Origin of the sequence: Actibacterium sp. MT2.3-13A (assembly GCF_018139985.1) — a bacterium.
Lineage (GTDB): Bacteria > Pseudomonadota > Alphaproteobacteria > Rhodobacterales > Rhodobacteraceae > JAGSOU01.
In genome coordinates this window covers 13,815-35,683 of the sequence record NZ_JAGSOU010000004.1, presented here as the reverse complement: position 1 = coordinate 35,683, position 21,869 = coordinate 13,815, and the positions used below count along the sequence as shown (strand labels likewise).

Genomic DNA, 21,869 nt, shown 5'->3' with positions numbered 1-21,869 from the left:
AGGGCGCGCCAACGGGCGCGTCCCAGGCCCAGTGACAAGAGGAGCCCATTATGGCTAAGGAAAAGTTTGAGCGTACGAAACCGCACGTTAACATCGGCACGATTGGCCACGTTGACCACGGCAAGACGACGCTGACGGCAGCGATCACGAAGTATTTCGGCGACTTCAAGGCCTACGACCAGATCGACGGGGCGCCGGAAGAGAAGGCGCGCGGGATCACGATCTCGACGGCGCACGTGGAATACGAGACCGACGCGCGCCACTACGCGCACGTGGACTGCCCCGGCCACGCCGACTACGTGAAGAACATGATCACGGGTGCTGCGCAGATGGACGGCGCGATCCTGGTGGTGAACGCGGCCGACGGCCCGATGCCGCAGACGCGCGAGCACATCCTGCTGGCCCGCCAGGTGGGCGTTCCTGCGCTGGTGGTGTTCATGAACAAGGTCGACCAGGTGGACGACGAGGAACTGCTTGAGCTGGTGGAGATGGAAATCCGCGAGCTGCTGAGCTCCTACGACTTCCCGGGCGACGACATTCCGATCGTTTCCGGCTCGGCGCTGGCGGCGATGGAAGGGCGTGACCCGGAGATCGGCGAGAACAAGATCCGCGAACTGATGGCGGCGGTTGACGCGTATATCCCGACCCCCGAGCGCCCGATCGACCAGCCGTTCCTGATGCCGATCGAGGACGTGTTCTCGATCTCGGGCCGCGGCACGGTTGTGACCGGCCGTGTGGAGCGTGGCGTGATCAACGTGGGCGACACGATCGAGATCGTGGGCATCCGCGACACGCAGACGACGACCTGCACCGGCGTCGAGATGTTCCGCAAGCTGCTGGACCGCGGCGAGGCGGGCGACAACATCGGCGCGCTGCTGCGCGGCATCGACCGCGACCAGGTGGAGCGTGGCCAGGTGCTGTGCAAGCCGGGCTCGGTGACGCCGCACACCAAGTTCGAGGCCGAAGCCTACATCCTGACGAAGGAAGAGGGCGGCCGCCACACCCCGTTCTTCGCGAACTACCGTCCGCAGTTCTACTTCCGCACCACGGACGTGACCGGCACCGTTCACCTGCCCGAGGGCACCGAGATGGTGATGCCGGGCGACAACCTGAAGTTCGAGGTCGAGCTGATCGCGCCGATCGCGATGGAAGAGAAGCTGCGCTTCGCCATCCGCGAAGGCGGCCGCACCGTCGGCGCCGGCGTCGTGTCGAAGATCATCGAGTAACAGAAACCGGCCGGGCGGGCCGCAAGCCCGCCCATCAGCCTGAAGGGCAAAGACAATGCAAAGCCAAAACATCCGCATTCGGCTGAAGGCCTTTGACTACCGCGTTCTGGATGCCAGCACGCAGGAGATCGTCAACACGGCCAAGCGGACCGGCGCTCAAGTGCGCGGCCCGATCCCGCTGCCGAACAAGATCGAGAAATACACGGTTCTTCGCGGTCCCCATATCGACAAGAAGTCCCGTGACCAGTGGGAAATCCGCACCCACAAGCGTCTTCTCGACATCATCGACCCGACCCCGCAGACCGTGGACGCGCTCATGAAGCTCGACCTGGCCGCCGGCGTCGACGTCCAGATCTCGGTTTAAGGAGGGCACTTAGAGATGCGCTCTGGAGTGATCGCTAAGAAGGTGGGCATGACCCGCCTGTTCATGGAAGACGGCAAACAGATCCCTGTGACCGTTCTTCAACTCGACAACCTGCAGGTGGTGGCGCAGCGCACCGCCGAGACCGATGGCTACACCGCCGTCCAGCTTGGTGCTGGCACGGCCAAGGCCAAGCGCGTTTCGGCCCCGATGCGCGGCCATTTCGCCAAGGCCAACGTTGCGCCCAAGCGCAAGGTCGCGGAATTCCGCGTGGCGCCCGAGAACCTGATCGCCGTCGGTGAGGAAATCACCGCTGACCACTACTTCGAAGGTCAGTATGTCGACGTGTCGGGCACCTCGATCGGTAAGGGCTTCGCCGGTGCCATGAAGCGGCACAATTTCGGCGGCCTGCGCGCCTCGCACGGCGTGTCGATCTCGCACCGCTCGCACGGCTCCACCGGTCAGTGTCAGGACCCGGGCCGTGTGTTCAAGGGCAAGAAGATGGCCGGCCACATGGGCGCTGCCCGCGTGACCACGCAGAACCTGCAGGTCGTCAGGACCGACGCCGACCGTGGCCTGATCATGGTCAAGGGCGCCGTTCCCGGCTCCAAGGGCGGCTGGGTCACGATCAAGGACGCGGCGAAGAAGCCCGTGCCCGATAACGTGGTTCTGCCCGCGGCGCTGAAATCGGCGCAGGCACCTGCCGCAGAGGCTCCCGCTGAAGGAGACGCAGAATGAAACTTGACGTGATCAAGCTGGACGGCGGCAAGGCCGGTTCGGTGGAGCTGGACGAGGCCCTGTTCGGGCTGGAGCCGCGTGCCGACATCCTGCACCGCGTGGTCCGCTGGCAGCGCAACAAGGCGCAGCAGGGCACCCACAAGGTCAAGACCCGTTCGGAAACGAGCTACTCGACCAAGAAGATCTATCGCCAGAAGGGCACCGGCGGCGCACGCCACGGTGACCGCAACGCGCCGATCTTCCGCAAGGGTGGTATCTACAAGGGTCCGACGCCCCGCAGCCACGCCCACGACCTGCCGAAGAAATTCCGCGCTCTGGGTCTGAAGCACGCGCTCTCCGCCAAGGCGAAAGCCGGCGAGCTGGTGGTGATCGAGGCGGCCGAGTCGGAAGGCAAGACCGCCGCCCTGGCCAAGCAGGTGAAGAACCTGGGCTGGAAGCGCGCGCTGATCATCGACGGCGCCGAGGTGAACGAGAACTTCGCCAAGGCCGCCCGCAACATCGAGGGTCTCGATGTGCTGCCGTCGATGGGCGCCAATGTGTATGACATCCTCAAGCGTGACACCCTGGTGCTCACGAAGGCGGGTGTCGAAGCTCTGGAGGCTCGACTGAAATGAGCGCGAAACCGGAACATTACGATGTGATCCGCAAGCCGGTCATCACCGAGAAGGCCACCATGGCGTCGGAAAACGGCGCGGTCGTCTTCGAAGTGGCGATGGACGCGAACAAGCCGCAGATCAAAGAGGCCGTCGAAACCCTCTTTGGCGTCAAGGTGAAGGCGGTCAACACCACCATCACCAAAGGCAAGACCAAGCGCTTCCGCGGCATGCTGGGCAAGCGCAAGGACGTGAAGAAGGCCTATGTGACGCTCGAAGAGGGCAACACGATTGACGTGACCACGGGTCTCTAATAAAGATCGCCAATCGTCGGCCCCGGATTCGTTCCGGGGCCGCGCTTTTACTACGGGGACCTCGCATAAAGGGCCCTTAACACCGGGGTCGCAAGACCCCCGCAGCTAACGGAAGACAGAAAGCATGGCACTCAAGTCGTACAAACCGACGACGCCTGGCCAGCGTGGGCTGGTTCTGATCGACCGTTCGGAGCTCTGGAAAGGGCGCCCGGTCAAATCCCTCACCGAGGGTCTGACCAAGAAGGGCGGCCGGAACAACACCGGACGGATCACGATGCGCCGCCGCGGCGGTGGCGCGAAGCGTCTCTATCGCATCGTCGACTTCAAGCGGAACAAGTTCGATGTGTCCGCGGTTGTCGAGCGGATCGAATACGACCCCAACCGCACCGCCTTCATCGCGCTGATCAAGTACGACGATGGCGAGCAGGCCTATATCCTCGCGCCCCAGCGTCTGGGCGTGGGCGACAAGGTGATCGCCTCCGCCAAGGCTGACGTGAAGCCGGGCAACGCGATGCCCTTCACCGGCCTGCCGATCGGCACCATCGTGCACAACATCGAGCTGAAGCCCGGCAAGGGCGGCCAGATCGCGCGCGCCGCGGGCACCTACGCCCAGTTCGTCGGCCGCGACGGTGGCTATGCCCAGATCCGCCTGTCCTCGGGCGAGCTGCGCATGGTCCGTCAGGAGTGCATGTGCACCATCGGCGCTGTGTCGAACCCCGACAACAGCAACCAGAACCTCGGTAAAGCGGGCCGCAACCGCCACAAGGGCATCCGCCCGTCGGTCCGCGGCGTCGTGATGAACCCGATCGACCACCCCCACGGCGGTGGTGAGGGCCGCACCTCGGGTGGCCGTCACCCGGTGACGCCCTGGGGCAAGCCGACCAAGGGTGCACGTACCCGCAACAAGAACAAGGCGTCGCAGAAGCTGATTATCCGCTCGCGGCATGCCAAGAAGAAGGGCCGGTAACACATGGCACGTTCTGTTTGGAAAGGCCCTTTTGTTGATTCCTACGTTCTCAAGAAAGCTGAGAAAGCACGGGAATCGGGCCGTAACGAAGTTATCAAGATCTGGTCGCGTCGCTCGACGATCCTGCCCCAGTTCGTGGGTCTGACCTTCGGCGTCTACAACGGCAAAAAGCACATCCCCGTGCTGGTGACCGAAGACATGATCGGCCAGAAGTTTGGTGAATACTCGCCGACCCGGACCTACTTTGGTCACGCGGCCGACAAGAAAGCGAAGAAGAGGTAAGCGTCATGGGCAAGGCAAAAAACCCCCGCCGCGTGGCCGAGAACGAAGCGATGGCGAAAACCCGCATGCTTCGCACCTCCCCGCAGAAGCTGAACCTGGTGGCGCAGATGATCCGCGGCAAGAAGGTCGACAAGGCCCTTTCGGACCTGACCTTCTCGAAGAAGCGGATCGCGGAAGATGTGAAGAAATGCCTTCAGTCGGCCATCGCGAACGCCGAGAACAACCACAACCTCGACGTGGACGAGCTGATCGTCGCCGAAGCCTATGTCGGCAAGAACCTGACCATGAAGCGCGGTCGTCCGCGTGCCCGTGGCCGGTTCGGCAAGATCATCAAGCCGTTTTCCGAGCTCACCATCAAGGTGCGTCAAGTTGAGGAGCAAGCCTAATGGGTCATAAGGTCAATCCGATCGGCATGCGCCTCCAGGTCAACCGCACCTGGGACAGCCGCTGGTACGCCGACACCAAGGATTACGGTGATCTTCTGCTCGAAGATCTGAAAATCCGCGAATTCATCAAGGAAGAGTGCAAGCAGGCCGGCGTGGCCCGCGTGATCATCGAGCGTCCGCACAAGAAGTGCCGCGTCACGATCCACACGGCCCGCCCCGGCGTCATCATCGGCAAGAAAGGCGCGGACATCGAAACCCTGCGCAAGAAAGTCGCCGCGATGACCGACAGCGAGCTGCACCTCAACATCGTTGAGGTCCGCAAGCCCGAGCTGGACGCCCAGCTGGTCGCAGAAAGCATCGCGCAGCAACTCGAGCGCCGCGTGTCCTTCCGCCGCGCGATGAAGCGTTCGGTTCAGAACGCCATGCGCATGGGTGCCCTGGGCATCCGGGTGAACGTCGCGGGCCGCCTCGGCGGCGCCGAAATCGCACGGACCGAGTGGTACCGCGAAGGCCGTGTGCCGCTGCACACCCTGCGCGCGGATATCGATTACGCCCAAGCCGAAGGCTCGACGCCCTACGGCATCATCGGCATCAAGGTCTGGATCTTCAAAGGCGAGATTATGGAGCACGATCCCGGTGCCCGTGATCGTCGTCAGCAGGAGCTCCAGGAAGGTCCCGCGCCGCGTGGCGCCGGCGGCCGCCGCTAAGGAGAACTGACAGATGCTTCAGCCTAAGCGCACAAAGTTCCGCAAGATGCACAAAGGCCGTATCCACGGCCAGGCAAAGGGCGGGTTCGACCTGAACTTCGGCCAATTCGGTCTGAAAGCCATTCAGCCCGAGCGGGTCACCGCGCGCCAGATCGAGGCCGCGCGCCGCGCCATGACGCGTCACATGAAACGTCAGGGCCGTGTCTGGATCCGGATCTTCCCGGATACCCCCGTCACCTCGAAGCCTACCGAGGTCCGGATGGGTAAGGGCAAGGGCTCGGTCGATTACTGGGCGGCCAAGGTCAAGCCCGGCCGCGTGATGTTTGAGATTGACGGCGTGTCCGAATCTGTGGCAAGGGAGGCGCTCCGCCTCGCCGCGATGAAGCTGCCGATCAAGACGCGCATCGTGGTCCGCGAGGACTGGTAAGACCAAACGACCCCCCGGAACCTTCGGGGGGTCGGTTTTGTTGAAGAATCACCAGGGACAAGGTGACCCATCGGGGGCCTTCTGGTGAGAGGAAAGGAAAAGGCGATGAACGCCAAGGAACTGAACGAAAAGACGCCTGACCAGCTCCGCGACGAGCTGGCCAGCCTGAAGAAGGAGGCGTTCAACCTGCGCTTCCAGCAGGCGACCGGCGCGCTTGAGAACACCGCCCGCATGCGGCAGGTCCGGCGCGACGCGGCCCGTGTGAAAACGGTTCTGAACCAAAAAGCCGCTGAAGCGGCGGCCGAATAAGGAGCTCTGAGACATGCCCAAACGCATCCTGCAAGGCACGGTGACGAGCGACAAGAACGACCAGACCGTCACGGTTTCCGTCGAGCGCCGCTTCACGCATCCGGTTCTGAAAAAGACCATCCGTAAGTCCAAGAAATACCGGGCTCACGATCCGAAGAACGAATTCAAGACCGGCGACATTGTCCGCATCCAGGAATGCGCGCCGATCTCGAAAACGAAACGCTGGGAGGTTATCGCCAACTGAGCGGTAACATCCCGGTTTGAACGAAACCCTGGGGCAAGGTCCCCATAGGTCGGGAGAAACCACATGATCCAGATGCAGACCAATCTGGATGTCGCTGACAACTCCGGCGCACGCCGGGTGCAGTGCATCAAGGTCCTGGGTGGTTCCAAGCGTAAATACGCCTCCGTCGGCGACATCATCGTCGTCTCGGTGAAGGAAGCCATCCCGCGCGGCCGCGTGAAGAAAGGTGACGTCCGCAAGGCCGTCGTCGTGCGCACCGCCAAAGAAGTTCGCCGCGAAGACGGCACCGCGATCCGGTTCGACCGCAACGCGGCCGTGATCCTGAACAACGCGGGCGAGCCGGTCGGCACCCGTATCTTCGGGCCGGTCGTGCGCGAACTGCGCGCCAAGAACTTCATGAAGATCATCTCGCTCGCCCCGGAGGTGCTGTAAGATGGCTGCCAAACTGAAAAAAGGTGACAAGGTCACCGTGCTGGCCGGCAAGGACAAGGGCAAAGAGGGCACCATTACCTCGGTCGACCCGAAGGCCGGCAAAGCCGTGGTCGAAGGCATCAACATGGCCATCCGCCACACCCGTCAGTCGCAGACCAGCCAGGGCGGCCGCATCCCCAAAGCGATGCCGATCGACCTGAGCAATCTGGCGCTGCTCGACAGCAACGGCAAGGCCACCCGCGTCGGCTTCCGCATGGAAGAGGGCAAGAAGGTGCGTTTCGCCAAGACCACCGGGGAGACCGTCTGATGCTGGACGCTGCTACCTACACCCCCCGCCTGAAGGCGCTCTACAAGGACGCGATCCGTCCGGCGCTGAAGGAAGAGTTCGGCTACAAGAACGACATGATGATCCCGCGGCTCGAAAAGATCGTGCTGAACATCGGGGTCGGCGATGCCGTCAAGGACACCAAGAAGGTGAAGGCCGCCCAAGAGGCCCTGACCCTGATTGCCGGCCAGAACGCCGTGATCACCCGCGCCAAGAAGTCGATCGCCGGCTTCCGCGTGCGCGAGGACATGCCTCTGGGCACCAAGGTGACCCTGCGCGGCGACCGGATGTATGAATTCCTGGACCGCCTGATCACCATCGCAATGCCCCGTATCCGCGACTTCCGCGGCATCTCGGGCAAGTCGTTCGACGGCCGCGGCAACTATGCCATGGGCCTGAAAGAACACATCGTCTTCCCGGAGATCGACTTCGACAAGGTCGTCGACATGCTGGGCATGGACATCGTGATCGCCACCACCGCGAAGACCGACGCGGAAGCCAAGGCGCTGTTGAAAGCTTTCAACATGCCCTTCAACAGCTGATCGCGGGAGAGGAAGAACATGGCGAAGAAAGCAATGATCGAACGCGAGAAGAAGCGCGAGAAGCTGGTCAAGCAGTTTGCTGCCAAGCGTGCCGCGCTGAAAGAGATCGCGAATGACGAGAGCCGCCCGATGGAAGAGCGCTTCAAGGCGCGTCTGAAACTGGCGAAACTGCCGCGCAACAGCTCGGCCACCCGGCTGCACAACCGCTGCCAGCTGACCGGCCGTCCGCATGCTTACTACCGTAAGCTCAAAGTGTCGCGGATCATGCTCCGGGAACTTGGCTCGCAGGGCCAGATCCCCGGCATGGTTAAATCGAGCTGGTAAGGAGGGGAACAGATGTCTATGAACGATCCTCTCGGCGATATGCTGACCCGCATCCGCAACGCGCAGATGCGCGGCAAATCCACCGTCAAGACGCCGGCCTCGAAGCTGCGCGCCTGGGTGCTCGACGTCCTTCAGGACGAGGGCTACATCCGCGGCTACGAGCAGACCACCGATGAGCGTGGCCTGCCGCAGATCGAGATCAGCCTCAAGTACTACGAAGGTACCCCGGTGATCCGCGAGCTCAAGCGTGTGTCCAAACCCGGCCGCCGCGTGTATATGAGCGTCAAGGATATTCCGTCGGTCCGTCAGGGCCTGGGTGTCTCCATCGTCTCCACGTCCAAGGGCGTGATGTCGGATGCAGCAGCGCGGTCCGCCAATGTTGGCGGCGAAGTGCTCTGCACCGTGTTCTAAGGAGGTCTGCATGTCTCGTATTGGTAAAAAACCGGTCGAGCTGCCCTCGGGTGTCACCGCATCCGTTTCGGGTCAGACCGTTGAAGTGAAGGGCCCGAAAGGGGCCCAGACCTTCACCGCCACCGACGATGTGACCATCGCGGTCGAAGGCAACGTCGTCACCGTCACCCCCCGCGGCAGTTCCAAGCGGGCCCGCCAGCAGTGGGGCATGTCGCGCACGATGGTGCAGAACATGGCCCAGGGCGTCAGCGCGGGCTTCAAGAAGTCGCTTGAGATCCAGGGCGTCGGTTACCGGGCTCAGATGCAGGGCAACACCCTGAAGCTGAACCTCGGCTACAGCCACGAAGTCAACTTCGAGGTCCCCGCCGGCGTGACGGTGACCTGCCCGAAGCCCACGGAGATCGTGGTCGAGGGGCAAGATCTGCAGCAGGTCGGCCAGGTGGCCGCGAACATCCGCGAGTGGCGCCAGCCCGAGCCCTACAAGGGCAAGGGCATCCGCTATGCTGGTGAGTTCATCTTCCGCAAGGAAGGCAAGAAGAAGTAAGGACGCGAGATATGGCAAACAGCAAACGAGACCTGTTTCTGAAACGCCGCCTGCGCGTTCGGAACAAGCTGCGGAAAATGAACGCCGGGCGTCCGCGCCTCAGCGTCCACCGCTCAAACAAGAACATCAGCGTGCAGCTGATCGACGATGTGAATGGCGTCACCCTGGCCTCTGCCTCGACCCTCGAGAAAGAGCTGGGCGTTGTCGGCAAGAACAACGTCGAAGCGGCCACCAAGGTGGGTGCAGCGATCGCCGAGCGCGCCAAGAAGGCCGGCATCGAAGAGTGCTACTTCGATCGTGGCGGCTTCCTCTTTCACGGCAAGGTGAAGGCTCTGGCCGACGCCGCGCGTGAAGGCGGGCTGAAGTTCTAAGGAGACGAGATATGGCAGAACGTGAACAACGCCGGGGCCGCCGCCAGGAGCGCGAGGAAACCCCCGAATTCGCCGATCGTCTCGTGGCGATCAACCGGGTGTCGAAAACCGTGAAGGGGGGCAAGCGCTTCGGCTTTGCCGCTCTCGTGGTTGTCGGCGACCAGAAGGGCCGTGTCGGCTTCGGCAAGGGCAAGGCGAAAGAGGTCCCCGAGGCCATTCGCAAGGCCACCGAGCAGGCCAAGCGGAACCTGATCCGGGTGCCGCTGCGCGAGGGCCGCACCCTGCATCACGACATCGAGGGCCGTCATGGCGCCGGCAAGGTCGTGATGCGGACCGCGCCTGAGGGCACCGGGATCATCGCCGGCGGTCCGATGCGCGCCGTGTTCGAGATGCTGGGCATCAAGGACGTGGTGTCGAAATCGATCGGATCGCAGAACCCCTACAACATGATCCGCGCCACCCTGAACGGCCTGACGAAGGAAAGCAGCCCCCGCATGGTCGCGCAGCGTCGTGGCAAGAAGGTGGCCGACATTCTGAAAAAGCCGGAAACTGCCGAGGCCCCCGCCGACGCAGCGGCCGAAGCGTAAGGAGACCGGCACATGGCTAAAACCATCGTCGTCAAGCAGATCGGCTCGCCGATCCGCCGCCCGGCCGTCCAGCGCCAGACGCTGATCGGCCTCGGCCTCAACAAGATGCACAAGACCCGCGAGCTGGAGGACACCCCCTCGGTGCGCGGCATGATCAACAAGATCCCGCATCTGGTCGAGATCGTCGAAGAGCGCGACTGAGCGCGGCGGGTGGACACCCGCGCTAGCGAATTGGGAAACGCCCCGGGGAGACCCGGGGCGTTTTCCGTTTGCCCGGATGCGGCGCAACTGTTCTGATTTCGGCGAACGAGTCGTCGTCTTGCGAAAGGAAGAGCAGAATGCACAAGGGGTCCTGTCTGTGCGGCGCCGTCCGCCTGACCGTTTCCGGCGAGCTTGTCGCGCCGGACGCCTGCCATTGCAGCCAATGCCGCAAGCAGTCGGGGCATTTCTGGGCCTCGACCAACGTCCCCAAAGGCGCCCTCGCGGTCGAGGGGGCGGAGAATGTCACCTGGTTCCGGTCCTCCGAGACCGCCGAGCGAGGTTTCTGTTCGACCTGCGGCTCCTTCCTGTTCTGGAGGGAACCGGAGGGCGACCACATCGCCGTCGGCATGGGCGCGTTCGAAAGCCCTACGGGCACGCATCTGGCCATACATATCTATGTGGACGACAGGGGCGACTATTACGAGATTGCCGACGGGCTGCCGCAGCGCGCGCAATAGCGCGGGCCGGTTCGACCCGTTCGGGGAAGGCGCCCAACTGCCAGGGCGCCACCCCTTGCATGCGCGCCTGTCAGGGTCTATACGCCCCCGGTGGCCCCTTCGGGCCCAGAATCAAAACCAAGAAAAGCCGCGTTTGGCCCGCTCTCGCTTCAGGGGTCAGTTCCGGCAAAGGAGAAGCGACATGAAACTGCATGAACTGCGCGACAATCCCGGCGCAACTTCCACCAAGAAACGCATCGGCCGTGGCCCGGGTTCGGGCAAGGGCAAAACCGCCGGCCGTGGTATCAAGGGCCAGAAATCGCGCTCGGGCGTGAGCATCGGTGGCTACGAAGGCGGCCAGATGCCGCTCTACCAGCGTCTGCCGAAGCGCGGCTTCAACAAGCCGAACCGCAAGAAATTCGCCGTCGTTAACCTCGGCCTGATCCAGAAGTTCATCGACGAAGGCAAGATCGACGCCGCGCAGCCGATCACCGAGGACGCGCTGGTCGCCAGCGGCCTGGTCCGCCGCAAGCTCGACGGCGTGCGCGTGCTGGCGAAGGGTGACATCTCCGCCAAGGTCGCGCTGAACGTGACCGGCGCCTCGAAGGCGGCGGTGGACGCCGTGGCGAAGGCCGGCGGCTCGCTGACGGTCACGACTGCGTCGGCGGCTGAATAAGAGGTTGTGGGTGGCGCGCGCGCCGCTTACACCTCAATGAGTTTTCCAAGCGCCGCCTGACCGGAAAACGGTTCAGGCGGCGCTGTCATGAAAGAGACAGGGCATGGCATCTGCAGCAGAGCAAATGGCCGCGAACATGAGCTGGGGCGCCTTCGGCAAGGCGACCGAACTCAAACAGCGGATTTTCTTCACCCTCGGGCTTCTGATCGTCTATCGCCTGGGCACCTACATCCCGGTTCCCGGCATCGATGGCGGCGCGCTGCGCGACTTCATGGAGCAGGCCTCGGCCGGCCTCGGGGGCATCCTGTCGATGTTCACCGGCGGCGCGCTGGGGCGGATGGGGATCTTTGCTCTCGGCATCATGCCCTATATCTCGGCCTCGATCATCGTGCAGCTTCTGGCCGCGATGGTGCCCCAGCTTGAGCAACTCAAGAAAGAGGGCGAGCAAGGCCGCAAGAAGATCAACCAGTATACCCGCTACGGCACGGTGTTCCTGGCGACCTTCCAGGCCTATGGCCTGGCCGTCAGCCTTGAGGCCGGCAGCCTGGCCCATGATCCGGGCTGGTTCTTCCGCGCCTCGACCGTGGTGACGCTGGTCGGCGGCACGATGTTCCTGATGTGGCTGGGCGAGCAGATCACCGCGCGCGGCGTGGGCAACGGCATCTCGCTGATCATCTTCGTCGGTATCGTCGCCGAGATCCCGGCGGCCATCGCGCAGTTCTTCGCCTCGGGCCGCTCCGGCGCGATCTCTCCGGTCGTGGTCATCGGCGTCATGCTGATGGTCGTGGCGGTGATCGCCTGCGTGGTGTTCATGGAGCGCGCGCTGCGCAAGATCCACATCCAGTATCCGCGCCGCCAGGTGGGGATGAAGGTCTACGACGGCGGCTCGTCCCACCTGCCGATCAAGGTCAACCCGGCGGGCGTGATCCCGGCGATCTTCGCCAGCTCTCTGCTGCTGCTGCCGACCACGATCAGCACCTTCTCGGGCAGCCAGACCAGCCCGGTGATGTCGACGATCCTGGCCTATTTCGGGCCCGGCCAGCCGCTCTACCTGCTGTTCTTCACGGCGATGATCGTGTTCTTCGCCTATTTCTACACCTATAACGTCGCCTTCAAATCCGATGACGTGGCCGACAACCTCAAGAACCAGAACGGCTTTGTCCCCGGCATCCGGCCGGGCAAGCGCACCGCGGAATACCTCGACTATGTGGTGACCCGTGTGCTGGTCCTCGGCTCGGCCTATCTGGCGCTCGTCTGCATGCTGCCCGAGATCCTGCGCTCGCAGCTGGCGATCCCGTTCTATTTCGGCGGCACCTCGGTGCTGATCGTGGTCTCGGTGACGATGGACACGATCAACCAGGTGCAATCGCACCTGCTGGCCCATCAGTATGAGGGCCTGATCGAAAAATCCCAACTGCGTGGCCGGGGCAAGCGGCGCGCGGGCAAGAAAGGACCGGCACGTCGATGAATATCATTCTTCTTGGCCCCCCGGGGGCAGGCAAGGGTACGCAGGCCCGCAAGCTCGTGGATGAGCGGGGCATGATCCAGCTGTCCACCGGCGACATGCTGCGCGAGGCGCGCAGCTCGGGCACCGAGATGGGCAAGCGCGTGGCCGAGGTGATGGACCGCGGCGACCTGGTCACCGATGAGATCGTCATCGGCCTGATCGAGGAAAAGCTTGCCGGCGAGCAGGGCGGCGGCTTCATCTTCGACGGCTTTCCGCGGACGCTGGCCCAGGCGGACGCGCTGGAGGCGCTGCTGGACAAGCTGGGGCAGAAGCTCGACGCCGTGATCGAGATGCGCGTCGATGACGAGGCGCTGGTCGCCCGCATCACCGGTCGCTTTACCTGCGGCAATTGCGGCGAGGTCTATCACGACGCGCTGAAGCCGACCGCGGAGCCGGGCAAATGCGACGTCTGCGGCTCCACCGACATGAAGCGGCGCGCCGACGACAACGAGGAAAGTCTGCGCCAGCGGTTGATGGAATACTACAAGAAGACCTCTCCGCTGATCGGCTACTACTATGCCAAGGGCACGCTGAGCCGGGTCGATGGCCTGGCCGAGATCGACGAGGTCTCCGATGCCGTTCGGGCGGCCCTCGCCAAGGCGTGAACCAGAGCTTGACCTTGGGGGGAAAACCCCCTAGGCACGGCATCTCGAACCGGAATCGTCCCGCGCCTGCGCGGGGCTGATTCGTTTCGAACCCCAGATATGACTGCCACGCCCAGGGTTCGCCTCGGGCTGGCGTTGTGAAAAAAGGTTCTGGCGCTACGGAACCGCAACGAAAGGAAAGCCGCGTGGCACGTATTGCTGGCGTCAACATCCCCACCGGGAAACGCGTCCCCATCGCTCTCACCTACATCACCGGCATCGGCTCGCATTCCGCCGAGCAGATCTGCGACGCCGTGGGCATCGAACGCTCCCGCCGTGTGAACGAACTGTCGGATGCCGAGGTTCTGGCCATCCGTGAGCACATCGACGCGAACTACACCGTCGAAGGCGACCTGCGTCGCGAAGTGCAGATGAACATCAAGCGTCTGATGGACCTCGGCTGCTACCGCGGCCTGCGCCATCGCCGCAACCTGCCCGTCCGTGGTCAGCGCACGCACACCAACGCGCGCACCCGCAAAGGCCCGGCGAAACCCATCGCCGGCAAGAAGAAGTAAGGGGAGGCTGATCCATGGCACGTGACAAGACCCGCATGAAGCGCAAGGAACGCAAGAACATCGCCACCGGTGTGGCGCATGTGAACAGCTCCTTCAACAACACCAAGATCCTGATCTCTGACGTGCAGGGCAACGCGATCTCGTGGTCGTCGGCCGGCACCATGGGCTTCAAGGGATCGCGGAAATCGACCCCCTACGCCGCGCAGATGGCCGCCGAAGACGCCGGCCGCAAGGCGCAGGAACACGGCGTGAAAACGCTGGAGGTCGAGGTTCAGGGCCCCGGCTCGGGCCGCGAATCGGCACTGCGCGCGCTGGCCGCGATCGGTTTCAACATCACGTCTATCCGCGACGTGACCCCGATTGCCCACAACGGCTGCCGCCCGCCGAAGCGCCGCCGCGTCTGATCTGAGTTTTCAAGGCTCGGGCCGTGCAGAACCTGCGCGGCCCGAGTCCGTTCCATTTTCCCTCGGGCGTCTGCCACTTTGGACATGGGTTGCAGACAGGAATTGAGGAGACACGCATGATCCACAAGAACTGGCAGGAACTGATTAAGCCGACCCAGCTCGACGTGAAGCCGGGCAACGACCCGTCGCGCCAGGCGACCGTGGTCGCCGAGCCGCTGGAGCGCGGCTTCGGCCTGACGCTGGGCAACGCGCTGCGCCGGGTTCTGATGAGCTCGCTGCAGGGCGCGGCCATCACCAGCGTCCAGATCGACAACGTCCTGCACGAGTTTTCCTCGATCGCCGGCGTGCGCGAGGATGTGACCGACGTGGTCCTGAACCTCAAGGGCGTCGCCATCCGCATGGATGTCGAGGGGCCGAAGCGCCTGTCGATCTCGGCGAAGGGCCCGGCCGTCGTCACCGCGGGCGACATCTCGGAAACCGCCGGCATCGAGATCCTGAACAAGGATCACGTGATCTGCCACCTCGACGAGGGCGCAGACCTGTTCATGGAACTGACCGTGAACACCGGCAAGGGATATGTCTCGGCCGACAAGAACAAGCCCGAGGATGCCCCCATCGGCCTGATCCCGATCGACGCGATCTACTCGCCGGTCAAGCGGGTGGCCTATGACGTGCAGCCGACCCGCGAGGGCCAGGTTCTGGACTATGACAAGCTGACCCTCAAGGTGGAGACCGACGGTTCGGTCACCCCCGAGGACGCCGTGGCCTACGCCGCGCGCATCCTGCAGGACCAGCTGTCGATCTTCGTCACCTTCGAAGAGCCCGAGGCCGCCGGCCGCGAGGCCGAGGAAGAGGGGCTGGAGTTCAACCCGCTGCTGCTGAAGAAGGTGGACGAGCTGGAGCTTTCAGTCCGTTCGGCCAACTGCCTGAAGAACGACAACATCGTCTATATCGGCGACCTGATCCAGAAAACCGAAGCCGAGATGCTGCGCACCCCGAACTTCGGCCGCAAGTCGCTGAACGAGATCAAGGAAGTGCTCTCGGGCATGGGGCTGCACCTCGGCATGGATGTCGAGGAATGGCCGCCGGAGAACATCGAGGAACTGGCCAAGAAATTCGAGGACCAGTTCTAAGCAAACGTGGGTGTCGCCCACCCTGCGGAATACCCGCAGGGTGGGTGCCAACCCGCCGCCGGACACGCGCCGGCACCCGGGCAATCCCGCCCCAAGGAGAGCGGCCCGCACGCATGGGCTGCCAGACAAAGCAAAAACCTGTAGAAGGATTACGAAAATGCGTCACGCACGAGGCTACCGCCGCCTGAACCGGACCCACGAACACCGCAAGGCGCTGTTCGCCAACATGGCCGGCTCGCTGATCGAACACGAACAGATCAAGACCACCCTGCCCAAGGCCAAGGAACTGCGCCCGATCATCGAAAAGCTGATCACGCTGGGCAAGCGCGGTGACCTGCACGCCCGCCGTCAGGCCGCGTCGCGCCTGAAGCAGGACCAGCATGTGGCCAAGCTGTTCGACATTCTGGGCCCCCGCTACAAGGACCGCCAGGGCGGCTATGTGCGCGTGCTCAAGGCTGGCTTCCGCTATGGCGACATGGCCCCGATGGCCATCATCGAATTCGTCGACCGCGACGTCGATGCCAAGGGTGCCGCCGACCGTGCGCGCCTTGAGGCCGAGGAAGCCGAAGAATAAGCGCCACGCGCCTTCGGCGAAGTAAAGAAAACCCCCGCCTGCATCAGGCGGGGGTTTTTTCGTGTCACGCCGGCAGGCGCTGGTCAAATCCGCGATAGGCTGAGTCGTCCAGGCGCGCCGCTACATCCGCGATCATCTGTTTCAGCTGCGCGTCTTCCACCGGGGTTGCGCCCAGGAATTCCAGCAGATCGGCCCGAACGCTGTCGGGAAACTTCATGACCTGCGTAAAAAGATTTGGATGTATCGCTTTCACTTGCTACTCCGAGTCGTGAGAACTCCGATCTGTGCTCAACAATTTAAGGTTGACGGAAATCCGCGCAACTTGTCTAAAAAGACATGTTTGAAAAATCAGCCTTCGACCGCGAACTGAGAAAGCTCGACGCGTTTGCCGAAGCGGGCTATTTCCTTGGTTTACATATTCGATTTACGTCGCCTGTGATGTCTTTCACGACCTACAACCAGGCCTGGACCGATCATTACACGAACAACGGTTATGTTCTGCGCGATCCGATGACCGCGTGGGGATTTTGCACCACCGGCTCGACCCGGTGGAGCAACAAAAAAATACCGGATCCGTTTGGCATCTTCAAAGAGGCCGCGAGATTCGGACTGAGGCATGGCGTGACGATCTCCTGCGGGCCCATCCGCTCCAGGACAATTGCGAGTGTGGCGCGAGCAGATCGGGAATTCACGGACGCCGAAATTGACGAAATAGAAGTCCTCGTCAGACGCCTTCATGATATGACCGAGCCCCCGCAAAGGCTTACCAAAGCCCAGATCGAAGCGCTCAGATGCATTGCGGACGGCGATAGGCATGCGGCGGCAGCCGCTAAGCTGGGTATCTCGGAAAGTGCGTTGAAAGCGCGGCTGACATCAGCCCGCGACCGCCTGATGGCGCGCACCACTGCCGAAGCCATTCAGCGCGCAAAGGATTACGGGCTCCTCTGAACGGCACCCCGCCTTCCGCAAGGTTTTAACTTCACTCAACAAACCTGCTGGAGGCTCAAATGCTCACGACTACTCTTTCCTTCGAAAACCTGCACAACCATGGCGAACTCTTTGCGAACATGCTGCGCGCACGCCGGGAACTGTTCATCGTCCACAACAAGTGGGACCTGCCCGAGGCCCTGGGCATGGAATATGACCAGTACGACACCCCCGCCAGCCGCTGGGTCGTCGTGCATGACGAGTTGGGCCGCGTGCTGGCGGGCAACCGCCTGACGCCGACCACCGCGAAATGCGGCATCTACACCTACATGATCCGCGACGCCCAGCTTGGCCTGCTCGACACCATCCCCTCGCATCTGCTGTATGACGAGGCGCCGGTGTCGGAGACGGTGTGGGAAAGCTCGCGGCTGTTCGTCAGCCATGACGTTCCCGCCGGCATCCGCCGCCGGGTCCACGCCCAGCTGGTCAGCGAACTGGCCAAGGCGGCCCGGAACCTCGGCGCGCGCCAGTGCCTGACGCTGCTTAACGCCAACTGGCCGCGGTGGGCGGGCCGGGTCGGTGTGGACATGACCGCGATGGGGCCGGTGATGGAAATCGACGGCATCAACAACCAGGTGGTCTCGATGAACTTTGCCGACAACCTGCACTAATGTGATGCGGTGACCCCCCGCCCAGGGGCGGGGGGCTCCCCGGCTGTTGAAACGGCCGCGCGATGGGCGCATATGAGCCCTATCCCGGAATTCACGGAGACCCCCATGAAAGCCGCACTCGCGCCGTTCCTCGCCCTCTGCCTGTCCCTCGGCCCGGTCTGGGCCGAAACCCGCGTGCCCGAGACGCAGGCGGAGATCTCCCTCAGCTTCGCCCCGGTGGTGAGGAAAAGCGCCCCGGCGGTGGTCAACATCTACGCCAAGCGCATCGTGGCCGAGCGCGTCAGCCCCTTCGCCAACGATCCGTTCTTCCGCGATCTGTTCCGCGACTACGGCCGCGTCGTGCCGCGGGTTCAGAATTCGCTGGGTTCGGGCGTGATCCTGTCGTCCGACGGCATCGTGGTGTCCAACTACCACGTCGTCGGCGAGGCCGCCGAGATCCGCGTGGTGCTCAACGACCGGCGCGAGTTCGACGCCCAGGTGCTGCTGGGCGACGAGGAAGCCGACCTCGCCATCCTGAAGCTGAACGATGCCGAAAACCTGCCCGCATTGCCGTTGCGCGATTCGGACACGCTGGAGGTGGGCGAACTGGTGCTGGCCATCGGCAACCCCTTTGGCATCGGCCAGACCGTTTCAAGCGGCATCGTGTCGGGGCTGGCGCGCTCGGGCGTGTTCGTGGGCAGCGGGCGCGGCTATTTCATCCAGACCGACGCGGCGATCAACCCCGGCAACTCGGGCGGCGCGCTGGTAGACATGGCTGGCCGTCTGGCCGGCATCAACACCGCGATCCTGACCCGCTCGGGCGGGTCGAACGGCATCGGCTTCGCCATCCCCGCCAACCTGGTGCAGCGCTTCGTCGAACAGGCCCGCGCCGGCAAGGACCGATTCGAGCGCCCCTGGGCCGGCATTTCCGGCCAGGCGGTGGACGCGGCGCTGGCCGAGGGGCTGGGCATGGGCCTGCCGGTGGGCGTGGTGCTGACCGAGCTGCACCCCGAAAGCCCCTTCCGTAAGGCCGGCCTCGCCGTGGGCGACGTCATCACCGAACTGGAGGGCGAGCCGGTGAATTCCCCGCAGGAGATGATGTTCCGCATGTCGGCCGAGGGGATCGGCGGCGAGATGCGGATTACCTATCTGCGCGACGGCGCCGCGGCGCAGGCCACGATCCGGCTGGTCGCCGCGCCCGAGATCCCCGCGCGCGATCCGGTGACGGTGGGCGAGGGCCGGGTGCTGGCCGGTCTGTCGGTGGTCAACATCAACCCCGCGGTGATGGCCGAATTCGGCCTGCCGCAACCGGCGCAGGGGGTTCTGGTTCTCGATCCGGGCGCGGTGGCGGGGCAGGTGGGGCTGCGCCCCGGCGACGTGCTGCTGCGGGTCAACGGTGCCGGGATCGCCGACACCGGCGATCTGCGCGCGGCGGCGCGCAGCGACAGTCGCAGCTGGTCCATAGAATATCTCCGCAACGGCCGGCGCGGCGTGCTGCGCTTCCGTGTCTGAGCGTGATCGCCTAGGCTGCGCGCATGGCTGATTTGTTCGATCAAGCGCCCGAGGCGGCGCACTCCTCTGCGCCGCGCCCGCTGGCCGACCGGCTGCGGCCGACGAAACTGGCGCAGGTGATCGGGCAGGAGCAGATTCTCGGCCCCGAGGGGCCGCTGGGCGTGATGCTGGCGTCGGGTTCGCTGTCCTCGCTCATCCTGTGGGGGCCGCCGGGCGTGGGCAAGACCACCATCGCGCGGCTGCTCGCCGACGAGACCGACCTCGCCTTCGTGCAGATCAGCGCGATCTTCACCGGCGTGCCGGAGTTGCGAAAGGTGTTCGAGGCGGCCAGGATGCGCCGCGCGAACGGGCAGGGGACGCTGCTGTTCGTGGACGAGATCCACCGCTTCAACAAGGCGCAGCAGGACAGCTTCCTGCCGCATATGGAGGATGGCACCATCCTGCTGGTCGGCGCCACCACCGAAAACCCCAGTTTCGAGCTGAACGCGGCGCTGCTGTCGCGCGCGCAGGTGCTGGTGCTGGAGCGGCTGACCCTCGCCCATCTCGAACGCCTGGCCCAGCGGGCGGAGCAGGAGCTGGGTCGCCCCCTGCCGCTGACCGGCCCGGCGCGCGAGGCGCTGCTGGAGATGGCCGATGGCGACGGCCGGGCGCTGCTGAACCTCGTCGAGCAGGTCGCGGCCTGGAAGGTGGCCGAGACGCTCGGCCCCGAAGCGCTGGCCGCCCGGCTGATGAAGCGCGCCGCGAAATACGACAAGTCGGGGGATGAGCATTACAACCTGATCTCGGCCCTGCACAAATCGGTGCGCGGGTCGGACCCGGACGCCGCGCTTTACTGGTTTTCGCGGATGCTGGAGGGCGGCGAGGATCCGCGCTATCTCGCGCGGCGGCTGACCCGCATGGCGGTCGAGGATATCGCGCTGGCCGATCCGCAGGCCCAGACGATCTGCTTGCACGCCTGGGAAACCTATGAGCGCCTCGGCTCGCCGGAGGGGGATCTGGCGCTGGCGCAGGCGGTGATCTACCTTGCGCTCGCCCCGAAATCGAACGCCGGATACCTGGCCTACAAGTCCGCCCGCGCCGCGGCGAAGAAGACCGGCTCCGAGCCGCCGCCAAAGCATATCCTGAACGCCCCCACCGCGCTGATGCGCGAGCAGGGTTATGGCGAGGGCTACGCATACGACCACGATGCCGAGGATGCCTTCTCGGGGCAGGACTATTTCCCGGACGGCATGAGGCGCGGCGTCTATTACTTGCCGGTCGAGCGCGGCTTCGAGCGCGAGCTCAAGCGCCGGGTGGATTATTTTGCCAAGCTCAGGGCGCGCCGCACATGACACGGGCGCGATTCGCACAGCCGCTGTGCGATATCGGAAAAGTGACCGGCGCGGCGAAAAATCGTAGACGGAAAGCTGACATAGCCGCGTTTAGAATAGGCGTGTTCAACACCGTCCAAAGGGAGCATTCTCATGCGTAAAGCCATTATCACCGCCCTTGCCCTCGCCATCCCGACCGCGCTGGCCGCCGGTCCCGCCGAAGACACCATCGCCGCCCGCCAGGGCTATTTCAAACTGCTGGGCGCGAATATCGGCGTGCTGGCGGCCATGGCCAAGGGCGAGCGCGACTATGACGCCGCCGCCGCACAGGCCGCGGCGGACAACCTGGTGACGCTCAGCACCTACAAGCCGGCGCATCTCTTCATGGCCGGGACTTCGGCCGACGACTTCCCGGACAAGACCCGTGCCCTGCCCAAGATCTGGGACAACCTGCCCGATATCGAGAGCAAGGTCGCGGACCTGAACGCCGCCGCGGTGACGATGCAGGCCGTCGCGGGCCAGGGCAAGGGCGAGATGGCCGGCGCGCTGGGCGGCGTGGGCGGCGCCTGCAAGGCCTGCCACGACAACTACCGCGCCAAGTGATCCGTGACCGAGCGGACGACCAGCCCCGAGGGGATCGAAGAGATCCCGCTGTGGGACCCGGCCCTGCGTCTGTTCCACTGGGCGCTGGTCGTCTGCGTCGTGACGTCCTGGGGGCTGGGCCGGTTCGGGCCCAGCATCATGACGCTGCATTTCTACTTCGGTTACGCGGTGATCGCGCTCCTGACCTTCCGGCTGATCTGGGGGCTGTTCGGCCCAGCCTCCGCGCGGTTTTCGCATTTCCTCTACGGCCCCGGCGCGACGCTGCGCTACGCCGCGCAGATCCCCCGCCGCGCGCCCAGCTACTGGCCGGGGCACAACCCGGTGGGCGCGCTGTCGGTGTTTGCGCTGCTGGCGGTGCTGACCGCGCAGGCGGCGACCGGGCTTTTCGCCGACCCGGACGATTTCATCAATGTCGGGCCGCTGGCCGATATGGTCAGCCGCGAGGCGGCGCTGGGCGCCGCAAGCTGGCATTACCGCCTGTCGCTGGCCGTGCTGGCGCTGGTCGGGCTGCACCTCGCGGCCATCGCCTTCTACCGGCTGTGGAAGGGCGAGGATCTGGTGCGCCCGATGATTACCGGCCGCAAAGCGGTGCGGCGCGACCGGCAGGCTTGACAAGCGCCTCCGGG

Annotated in this window: 36 protein-coding genes; 35 read left to right on the top strand and 1 reads right to left on the bottom strand. The window is 64.3% G+C overall.

Annotated elements, in window-relative coordinates:
• Positions 1-50 precede the first annotated feature (50 nt).
• From tuf to rplQ, 29 genes are all read left to right on the top strand, one after another.
• Positions 51-1,226: an elongation factor Tu gene (gene tuf, locus KCI33_RS05145; RefSeq protein ID WP_212523696.1), complete on the top strand. Its 1,176-nt coding sequence runs from the start codon at positions 51-53 to the stop codon at positions 1,224-1,226.
• A 55-nt stretch (positions 1,227-1,281) separates the two neighbouring features.
• Positions 1,282-1,590: a 30S ribosomal protein S10 gene (gene rpsJ, locus KCI33_RS05140; RefSeq protein WP_212523695.1), complete on the top strand. Its 309-nt coding sequence runs from the start codon at positions 1,282-1,284 to the stop codon at positions 1,588-1,590.
• Between the two features lie 15 nt (positions 1,591-1,605).
• On the top strand, positions 1,606-2,325 hold the full coding sequence (gene rplC / locus KCI33_RS05135; RefSeq protein WP_212523694.1) for a 50S ribosomal protein L3: 720 nt from the start codon (positions 1,606-1,608) through the stop codon (positions 2,323-2,325).
• Positions 2,322-2,939 carry a 50S ribosomal protein L4 gene (gene rplD / locus KCI33_RS05130; protein ID WP_212523693.1) on the top strand — a complete coding sequence of 206 codons (618 nt, stop codon included), beginning with the start codon at positions 2,322-2,324 and terminating at the stop codon, positions 2,937-2,939. The genes rplC and rplD overlap by 4 nt, the downstream gene beginning before the upstream one ends.
• Positions 2,936-3,232 (top strand): 50S ribosomal protein L23, encoded by a 297-nt coding sequence (locus KCI33_RS05125; RefSeq protein ID WP_212523692.1) that lies wholly within the window; start codon positions 2,936-2,938, stop codon positions 3,230-3,232. Before rplD ends, KCI33_RS05125 begins: the two co-directional genes overlap by 4 nt.
• Positions 3,233-3,356: 124 nt before the next feature.
• Positions 3,357-4,199, top strand: coding sequence for a 50S ribosomal protein L2 (gene rplB / locus KCI33_RS05120; RefSeq protein WP_212523691.1), 843 nt, complete (start codon positions 3,357-3,359; stop codon positions 4,197-4,199).
• 3 nt (positions 4,200-4,202) lie between these two features.
• Positions 4,203-4,481, top strand: coding sequence for a 30S ribosomal protein S19 (rpsS, locus tag KCI33_RS05115; RefSeq protein WP_212523690.1), 279 nt, complete (start codon positions 4,203-4,205; stop codon positions 4,479-4,481).
• A 5-nt stretch (positions 4,482-4,486) separates the two neighbouring features.
• Positions 4,487-4,867 (top strand): 50S ribosomal protein L22, encoded by a 381-nt coding sequence (gene rplV / locus KCI33_RS05110; RefSeq protein WP_212523689.1) that lies wholly within the window; start codon positions 4,487-4,489, stop codon positions 4,865-4,867.
• Positions 4,867-5,574, top strand: coding sequence for a 30S ribosomal protein S3 (gene rpsC / locus KCI33_RS05105; RefSeq protein ID WP_212523688.1), 708 nt, complete (start codon positions 4,867-4,869; stop codon positions 5,572-5,574). The genes rplV and rpsC overlap by 1 nt, the downstream gene beginning before the upstream one ends.
• A 13-nt stretch (positions 5,575-5,587) precedes the next feature.
• Positions 5,588-6,001 (top strand): 50S ribosomal protein L16, encoded by a 414-nt coding sequence (rplP, locus tag KCI33_RS05100; RefSeq protein WP_212523687.1) that lies wholly within the window; start codon positions 5,588-5,590, stop codon positions 5,999-6,001.
• A 105-nt stretch (positions 6,002-6,106) separates the two neighbouring features.
• On the top strand, positions 6,107-6,310 hold the full coding sequence (rpmC, locus tag KCI33_RS05095; protein WP_212523686.1) for a 50S ribosomal protein L29: 204 nt from the start codon (positions 6,107-6,109) through the stop codon (positions 6,308-6,310).
• A 13-nt stretch (positions 6,311-6,323) separates the two neighbouring features.
• Positions 6,324-6,554, top strand: coding sequence for a 30S ribosomal protein S17 (gene rpsQ, locus KCI33_RS05090; RefSeq protein ID WP_212523685.1), 231 nt, complete (start codon positions 6,324-6,326; stop codon positions 6,552-6,554).
• A 63-nt stretch (positions 6,555-6,617) separates the two neighbouring features.
• Entirely contained in the window at positions 6,618-6,986 is a 369-nt protein-coding gene (rplN, locus tag KCI33_RS05085) for a 50S ribosomal protein L14 (protein ID WP_007427594.1), read from the top strand.
• Between the two features lies 1 nt (position 6,987).
• On the top strand, positions 6,988-7,293 hold the full coding sequence (rplX, locus tag KCI33_RS05080; RefSeq protein WP_212523684.1) for a 50S ribosomal protein L24: 306 nt from the start codon (positions 6,988-6,990) through the stop codon (positions 7,291-7,293).
• Positions 7,293-7,853, top strand: coding sequence for a 50S ribosomal protein L5 (rplE, locus tag KCI33_RS05075; protein ID WP_212523683.1), 561 nt, complete (start codon positions 7,293-7,295; stop codon positions 7,851-7,853). Before rplX ends, rplE begins: the two co-directional genes overlap by 1 nt.
• A gap of 18 nt (positions 7,854-7,871) precedes the next feature.
• Positions 7,872-8,177 (top strand): 30S ribosomal protein S14, encoded by a 306-nt coding sequence (gene rpsN, locus KCI33_RS05070; RefSeq protein WP_212523682.1) that lies wholly within the window; start codon positions 7,872-7,874, stop codon positions 8,175-8,177.
• A 12-nt stretch (positions 8,178-8,189) separates the two neighbouring features.
• On the top strand, positions 8,190-8,588 hold the full coding sequence (rpsH, locus tag KCI33_RS05065; RefSeq protein ID WP_212523681.1) for a 30S ribosomal protein S8: 399 nt from the start codon (positions 8,190-8,192) through the stop codon (positions 8,586-8,588).
• A gap of 10 nt (positions 8,589-8,598) precedes the next feature.
• Positions 8,599-9,132: a 50S ribosomal protein L6 gene (rplF, locus tag KCI33_RS05060; RefSeq protein WP_212523680.1), complete on the top strand. Its 534-nt coding sequence runs from the start codon at positions 8,599-8,601 to the stop codon at positions 9,130-9,132.
• 11 nt (positions 9,133-9,143) lie between these two features.
• A complete protein-coding gene (gene rplR / locus KCI33_RS05055) occupies positions 9,144-9,503 on the top strand; it encodes a 50S ribosomal protein L18 (protein WP_212523679.1) in 360 nt (119 codons plus the stop codon).
• Positions 9,504-9,514: 11 nt separating this feature from the next.
• Positions 9,515-10,090: a 30S ribosomal protein S5 gene (gene rpsE, locus KCI33_RS05050; protein ID WP_212523678.1), complete on the top strand. Its 576-nt coding sequence runs from the start codon at positions 9,515-9,517 to the stop codon at positions 10,088-10,090.
• 12 nt (positions 10,091-10,102) lie between these two features.
• A complete protein-coding gene (rpmD, locus tag KCI33_RS05045) occupies positions 10,103-10,291 on the top strand; it encodes a 50S ribosomal protein L30 (RefSeq protein ID WP_212523677.1) in 189 nt (62 codons plus the stop codon).
• A gap of 137 nt (positions 10,292-10,428) precedes the next feature.
• Entirely contained in the window at positions 10,429-10,809 is a 381-nt protein-coding gene (locus KCI33_RS05040; RefSeq protein WP_212523676.1) for a GFA family protein, read from the top strand.
• Positions 10,810-10,990: 181 nt separating this feature from the next.
• On the top strand, positions 10,991-11,464 hold the full coding sequence (rplO, locus tag KCI33_RS05035; RefSeq protein WP_212523675.1) for a 50S ribosomal protein L15: 474 nt from the start codon (positions 10,991-10,993) through the stop codon (positions 11,462-11,464).
• 103 nt (positions 11,465-11,567) lie between these two features.
• A complete protein-coding gene (gene secY, locus KCI33_RS05030; RefSeq protein WP_212523674.1) occupies positions 11,568-12,932 on the top strand; it encodes a preprotein translocase subunit SecY in 1,365 nt (454 codons plus the stop codon).
• Positions 12,929-13,576, top strand: coding sequence for an adenylate kinase (locus KCI33_RS05025; RefSeq protein ID WP_212523673.1), 648 nt, complete (start codon positions 12,929-12,931; stop codon positions 13,574-13,576). The genes secY and KCI33_RS05025 overlap by 4 nt, the downstream gene beginning before the upstream one ends.
• 185 nt (positions 13,577-13,761) lie before the next feature.
• Positions 13,762-14,130 (top strand): 30S ribosomal protein S13, encoded by a 369-nt coding sequence (rpsM, locus tag KCI33_RS05020; RefSeq protein ID WP_212523672.1) that lies wholly within the window; start codon positions 13,762-13,764, stop codon positions 14,128-14,130.
• Between the two features lie 14 nt (positions 14,131-14,144).
• The gene (gene rpsK / locus KCI33_RS05015; RefSeq protein WP_212523671.1) at positions 14,145-14,534 is read left to right on the top strand and encodes a 30S ribosomal protein S11; all 390 of its coding nucleotides are present in this window, start codon (positions 14,145-14,147) and stop codon (positions 14,532-14,534) included.
• 116 nt (positions 14,535-14,650) lie between these two features.
• Positions 14,651-15,667 carry a DNA-directed RNA polymerase subunit alpha gene (locus KCI33_RS05010; protein WP_212523670.1) on the top strand — a complete coding sequence of 339 codons (1,017 nt, stop codon included), beginning with the start codon at positions 14,651-14,653 and terminating at the stop codon, positions 15,665-15,667.
• Between the two features lie 157 nt (positions 15,668-15,824).
• Positions 15,825-16,241, top strand: a complete 417-nt coding sequence (gene rplQ, locus KCI33_RS05005; protein WP_212523669.1) for a 50S ribosomal protein L17 — start codon at positions 15,825-15,827, stop codon at positions 16,239-16,241.
• 64 nt (positions 16,242-16,305) lie between these two features.
• On the opposite strand, the gene KCI33_RS05000 is transcribed toward rplQ, so the two are convergent.
• On the bottom strand, positions 16,306-16,494 hold the full coding sequence (locus KCI33_RS05000; RefSeq protein ID WP_212523668.1) for a hypothetical protein: 189 nt from the start codon (positions 16,492-16,494) through the stop codon (positions 16,306-16,308).
• Between the two features lie 83 nt (positions 16,495-16,577).
• On the opposite strand from KCI33_RS05000, the gene KCI33_RS04995 reads away from it, so the two are divergent.
• From KCI33_RS04995 to KCI33_RS04970, 6 genes are all read left to right on the top strand, one after another.
• Complete coding sequence (locus KCI33_RS04995; RefSeq protein WP_212523667.1) at positions 16,578-17,189, top strand: autoinducer binding domain-containing protein; 612 nt, start codon at positions 16,578-16,580, stop codon at positions 17,187-17,189.
• A gap of 59 nt (positions 17,190-17,248) precedes the next feature.
• Complete coding sequence (locus KCI33_RS04990; protein WP_212523666.1) at positions 17,249-17,839, top strand: acyl-homoserine-lactone synthase; 591 nt, start codon at positions 17,249-17,251, stop codon at positions 17,837-17,839.
• Positions 17,840-17,944: 105 nt separating this feature from the next.
• On the top strand, positions 17,945-19,330 hold the full coding sequence (locus KCI33_RS04985) for a trypsin-like peptidase domain-containing protein (RefSeq protein ID WP_212523665.1): 1,386 nt from the start codon (positions 17,945-17,947) through the stop codon (positions 19,328-19,330).
• A gap of 23 nt (positions 19,331-19,353) precedes the next feature.
• A complete protein-coding gene (locus KCI33_RS04980; protein ID WP_212523664.1) occupies positions 19,354-20,661 on the top strand; it encodes a replication-associated recombination protein A in 1,308 nt (435 codons plus the stop codon).
• Positions 20,662-20,793: 132 nt separating this feature from the next.
• Positions 20,794-21,243: a cytochrome c gene (locus KCI33_RS04975; RefSeq protein ID WP_212523663.1), complete on the top strand. Its 450-nt coding sequence runs from the start codon at positions 20,794-20,796 to the stop codon at positions 21,241-21,243.
• Positions 21,244-21,246: 3 nt separating this feature from the next.
• Complete coding sequence (locus tag KCI33_RS04970) at positions 21,247-21,855, top strand: cytochrome b/b6 domain-containing protein (RefSeq protein ID WP_212523662.1); 609 nt, start codon at positions 21,247-21,249, stop codon at positions 21,853-21,855.
• Positions 21,856-21,869 lie beyond the last annotated feature (14 nt).

Bases quoted from the DNA above. Each gene is read 5' to 3' on its own strand.
- rplE (WP_212523683.1), top strand. From the start codon at position 7,293: ATGCTGGACGCTGCTACCTACACCCCCCGCCTGAAGGCGCTCTACAAG.
- rpsK (WP_212523671.1), top strand. From the start codon at position 14,145: ATGGCACGTGACAAGACCCGCATGAAGCGCAAGGAACGCAAGAACATC.
- rpsJ (WP_212523695.1), top strand. From the start codon at position 1,282: ATGCAAAGCCAAAACATCCGCATTCGGCTGAAGGCCTTTGACTACCGC.
- rpsN (WP_212523682.1), top strand. From the start codon at position 7,872: ATGGCGAAGAAAGCAATGATCGAACGCGAGAAGAAGCGCGAGAAGCTG.
- rpsQ (WP_212523685.1), top strand. From the start codon at position 6,324: ATGCCCAAACGCATCCTGCAAGGCACGGTGACGAGCGACAAGAACGAC.
- KCI33_RS05025 (WP_212523673.1), top strand. From the start codon at position 12,929: ATGAATATCATTCTTCTTGGCCCCCCGGGGGCAGGCAAGGGTACGCAG.
- rpsC (WP_212523688.1), top strand. From the start codon at position 4,867: ATGGGTCATAAGGTCAATCCGATCGGCATGCGCCTCCAGGTCAACCGC.
- secY (WP_212523674.1), top strand. From the start codon at position 11,568: ATGGCATCTGCAGCAGAGCAAATGGCCGCGAACATGAGCTGGGGCGCC.
- rpsH (WP_212523681.1), top strand. From the start codon at position 8,190: ATGTCTATGAACGATCCTCTCGGCGATATGCTGACCCGCATCCGCAAC.
- rplP (WP_212523687.1), top strand. From the start codon at position 5,588: ATGCTTCAGCCTAAGCGCACAAAGTTCCGCAAGATGCACAAAGGCCGT.
- rplV (WP_212523689.1), top strand. From the start codon at position 4,487: ATGGGCAAGGCAAAAAACCCCCGCCGCGTGGCCGAGAACGAAGCGATG.
- rplX (WP_212523684.1), top strand. From the start codon at position 6,988: ATGGCTGCCAAACTGAAAAAAGGTGACAAGGTCACCGTGCTGGCCGGC.
- KCI33_RS04995 (WP_212523667.1), top strand. From the start codon at position 16,578: ATGTTTGAAAAATCAGCCTTCGACCGCGAACTGAGAAAGCTCGACGCG.
- rplO (WP_212523675.1), top strand. From the start codon at position 10,991: ATGAAACTGCATGAACTGCGCGACAATCCCGGCGCAACTTCCACCAAG.
- KCI33_RS04980 (WP_212523664.1), top strand. From the start codon at position 19,354: ATGGCTGATTTGTTCGATCAAGCGCCCGAGGCGGCGCACTCCTCTGCG.
- rplF (WP_212523680.1), top strand. From the start codon at position 8,599: ATGTCTCGTATTGGTAAAAAACCGGTCGAGCTGCCCTCGGGTGTCACC.
- KCI33_RS04990 (WP_212523666.1), top strand. From the start codon at position 17,249: ATGCTCACGACTACTCTTTCCTTCGAAAACCTGCACAACCATGGCGAA.
- rplD (WP_212523693.1), top strand. From the start codon at position 2,322: ATGAAACTTGACGTGATCAAGCTGGACGGCGGCAAGGCCGGTTCGGTG.
- rplQ (WP_212523669.1), top strand. From the start codon at position 15,825: ATGCGTCACGCACGAGGCTACCGCCGCCTGAACCGGACCCACGAACAC.
- KCI33_RS05010 (WP_212523670.1), top strand. From the start codon at position 14,651: ATGATCCACAAGAACTGGCAGGAACTGATTAAGCCGACCCAGCTCGAC.
- rplR (WP_212523679.1), top strand. From the start codon at position 9,144: ATGGCAAACAGCAAACGAGACCTGTTTCTGAAACGCCGCCTGCGCGTT.
- KCI33_RS04985 (WP_212523665.1), top strand. From the start codon at position 17,945: ATGAAAGCCGCACTCGCGCCGTTCCTCGCCCTCTGCCTGTCCCTCGGC.
- rplN (WP_007427594.1), top strand. From the start codon at position 6,618: ATGATCCAGATGCAGACCAATCTGGATGTCGCTGACAACTCCGGCGCA.
- KCI33_RS04975 (WP_212523663.1), top strand. From the start codon at position 20,794: ATGCGTAAAGCCATTATCACCGCCCTTGCCCTCGCCATCCCGACCGCG.
- KCI33_RS05125 (WP_212523692.1), top strand. From the start codon at position 2,936: ATGAGCGCGAAACCGGAACATTACGATGTGATCCGCAAGCCGGTCATC.
- tuf (WP_212523696.1), top strand. From the start codon at position 51: ATGGCTAAGGAAAAGTTTGAGCGTACGAAACCGCACGTTAACATCGGC.
- rpsE (WP_212523678.1), top strand. From the start codon at position 9,515: ATGGCAGAACGTGAACAACGCCGGGGCCGCCGCCAGGAGCGCGAGGAA.
- KCI33_RS05040 (WP_212523676.1), top strand. From the start codon at position 10,429: ATGCACAAGGGGTCCTGTCTGTGCGGCGCCGTCCGCCTGACCGTTTCC.
- rpsS (WP_212523690.1), top strand. From the start codon at position 4,203: ATGGCACGTTCTGTTTGGAAAGGCCCTTTTGTTGATTCCTACGTTCTC.
- rplB (WP_212523691.1), top strand. From the start codon at position 3,357: ATGGCACTCAAGTCGTACAAACCGACGACGCCTGGCCAGCGTGGGCTG.
- rpmD (WP_212523677.1), top strand. From the start codon at position 10,103: ATGGCTAAAACCATCGTCGTCAAGCAGATCGGCTCGCCGATCCGCCGC.
- rpmC (WP_212523686.1), top strand. From the start codon at position 6,107: ATGAACGCCAAGGAACTGAACGAAAAGACGCCTGACCAGCTCCGCGAC.
- rplC (WP_212523694.1), top strand. From the start codon at position 1,606: ATGCGCTCTGGAGTGATCGCTAAGAAGGTGGGCATGACCCGCCTGTTC.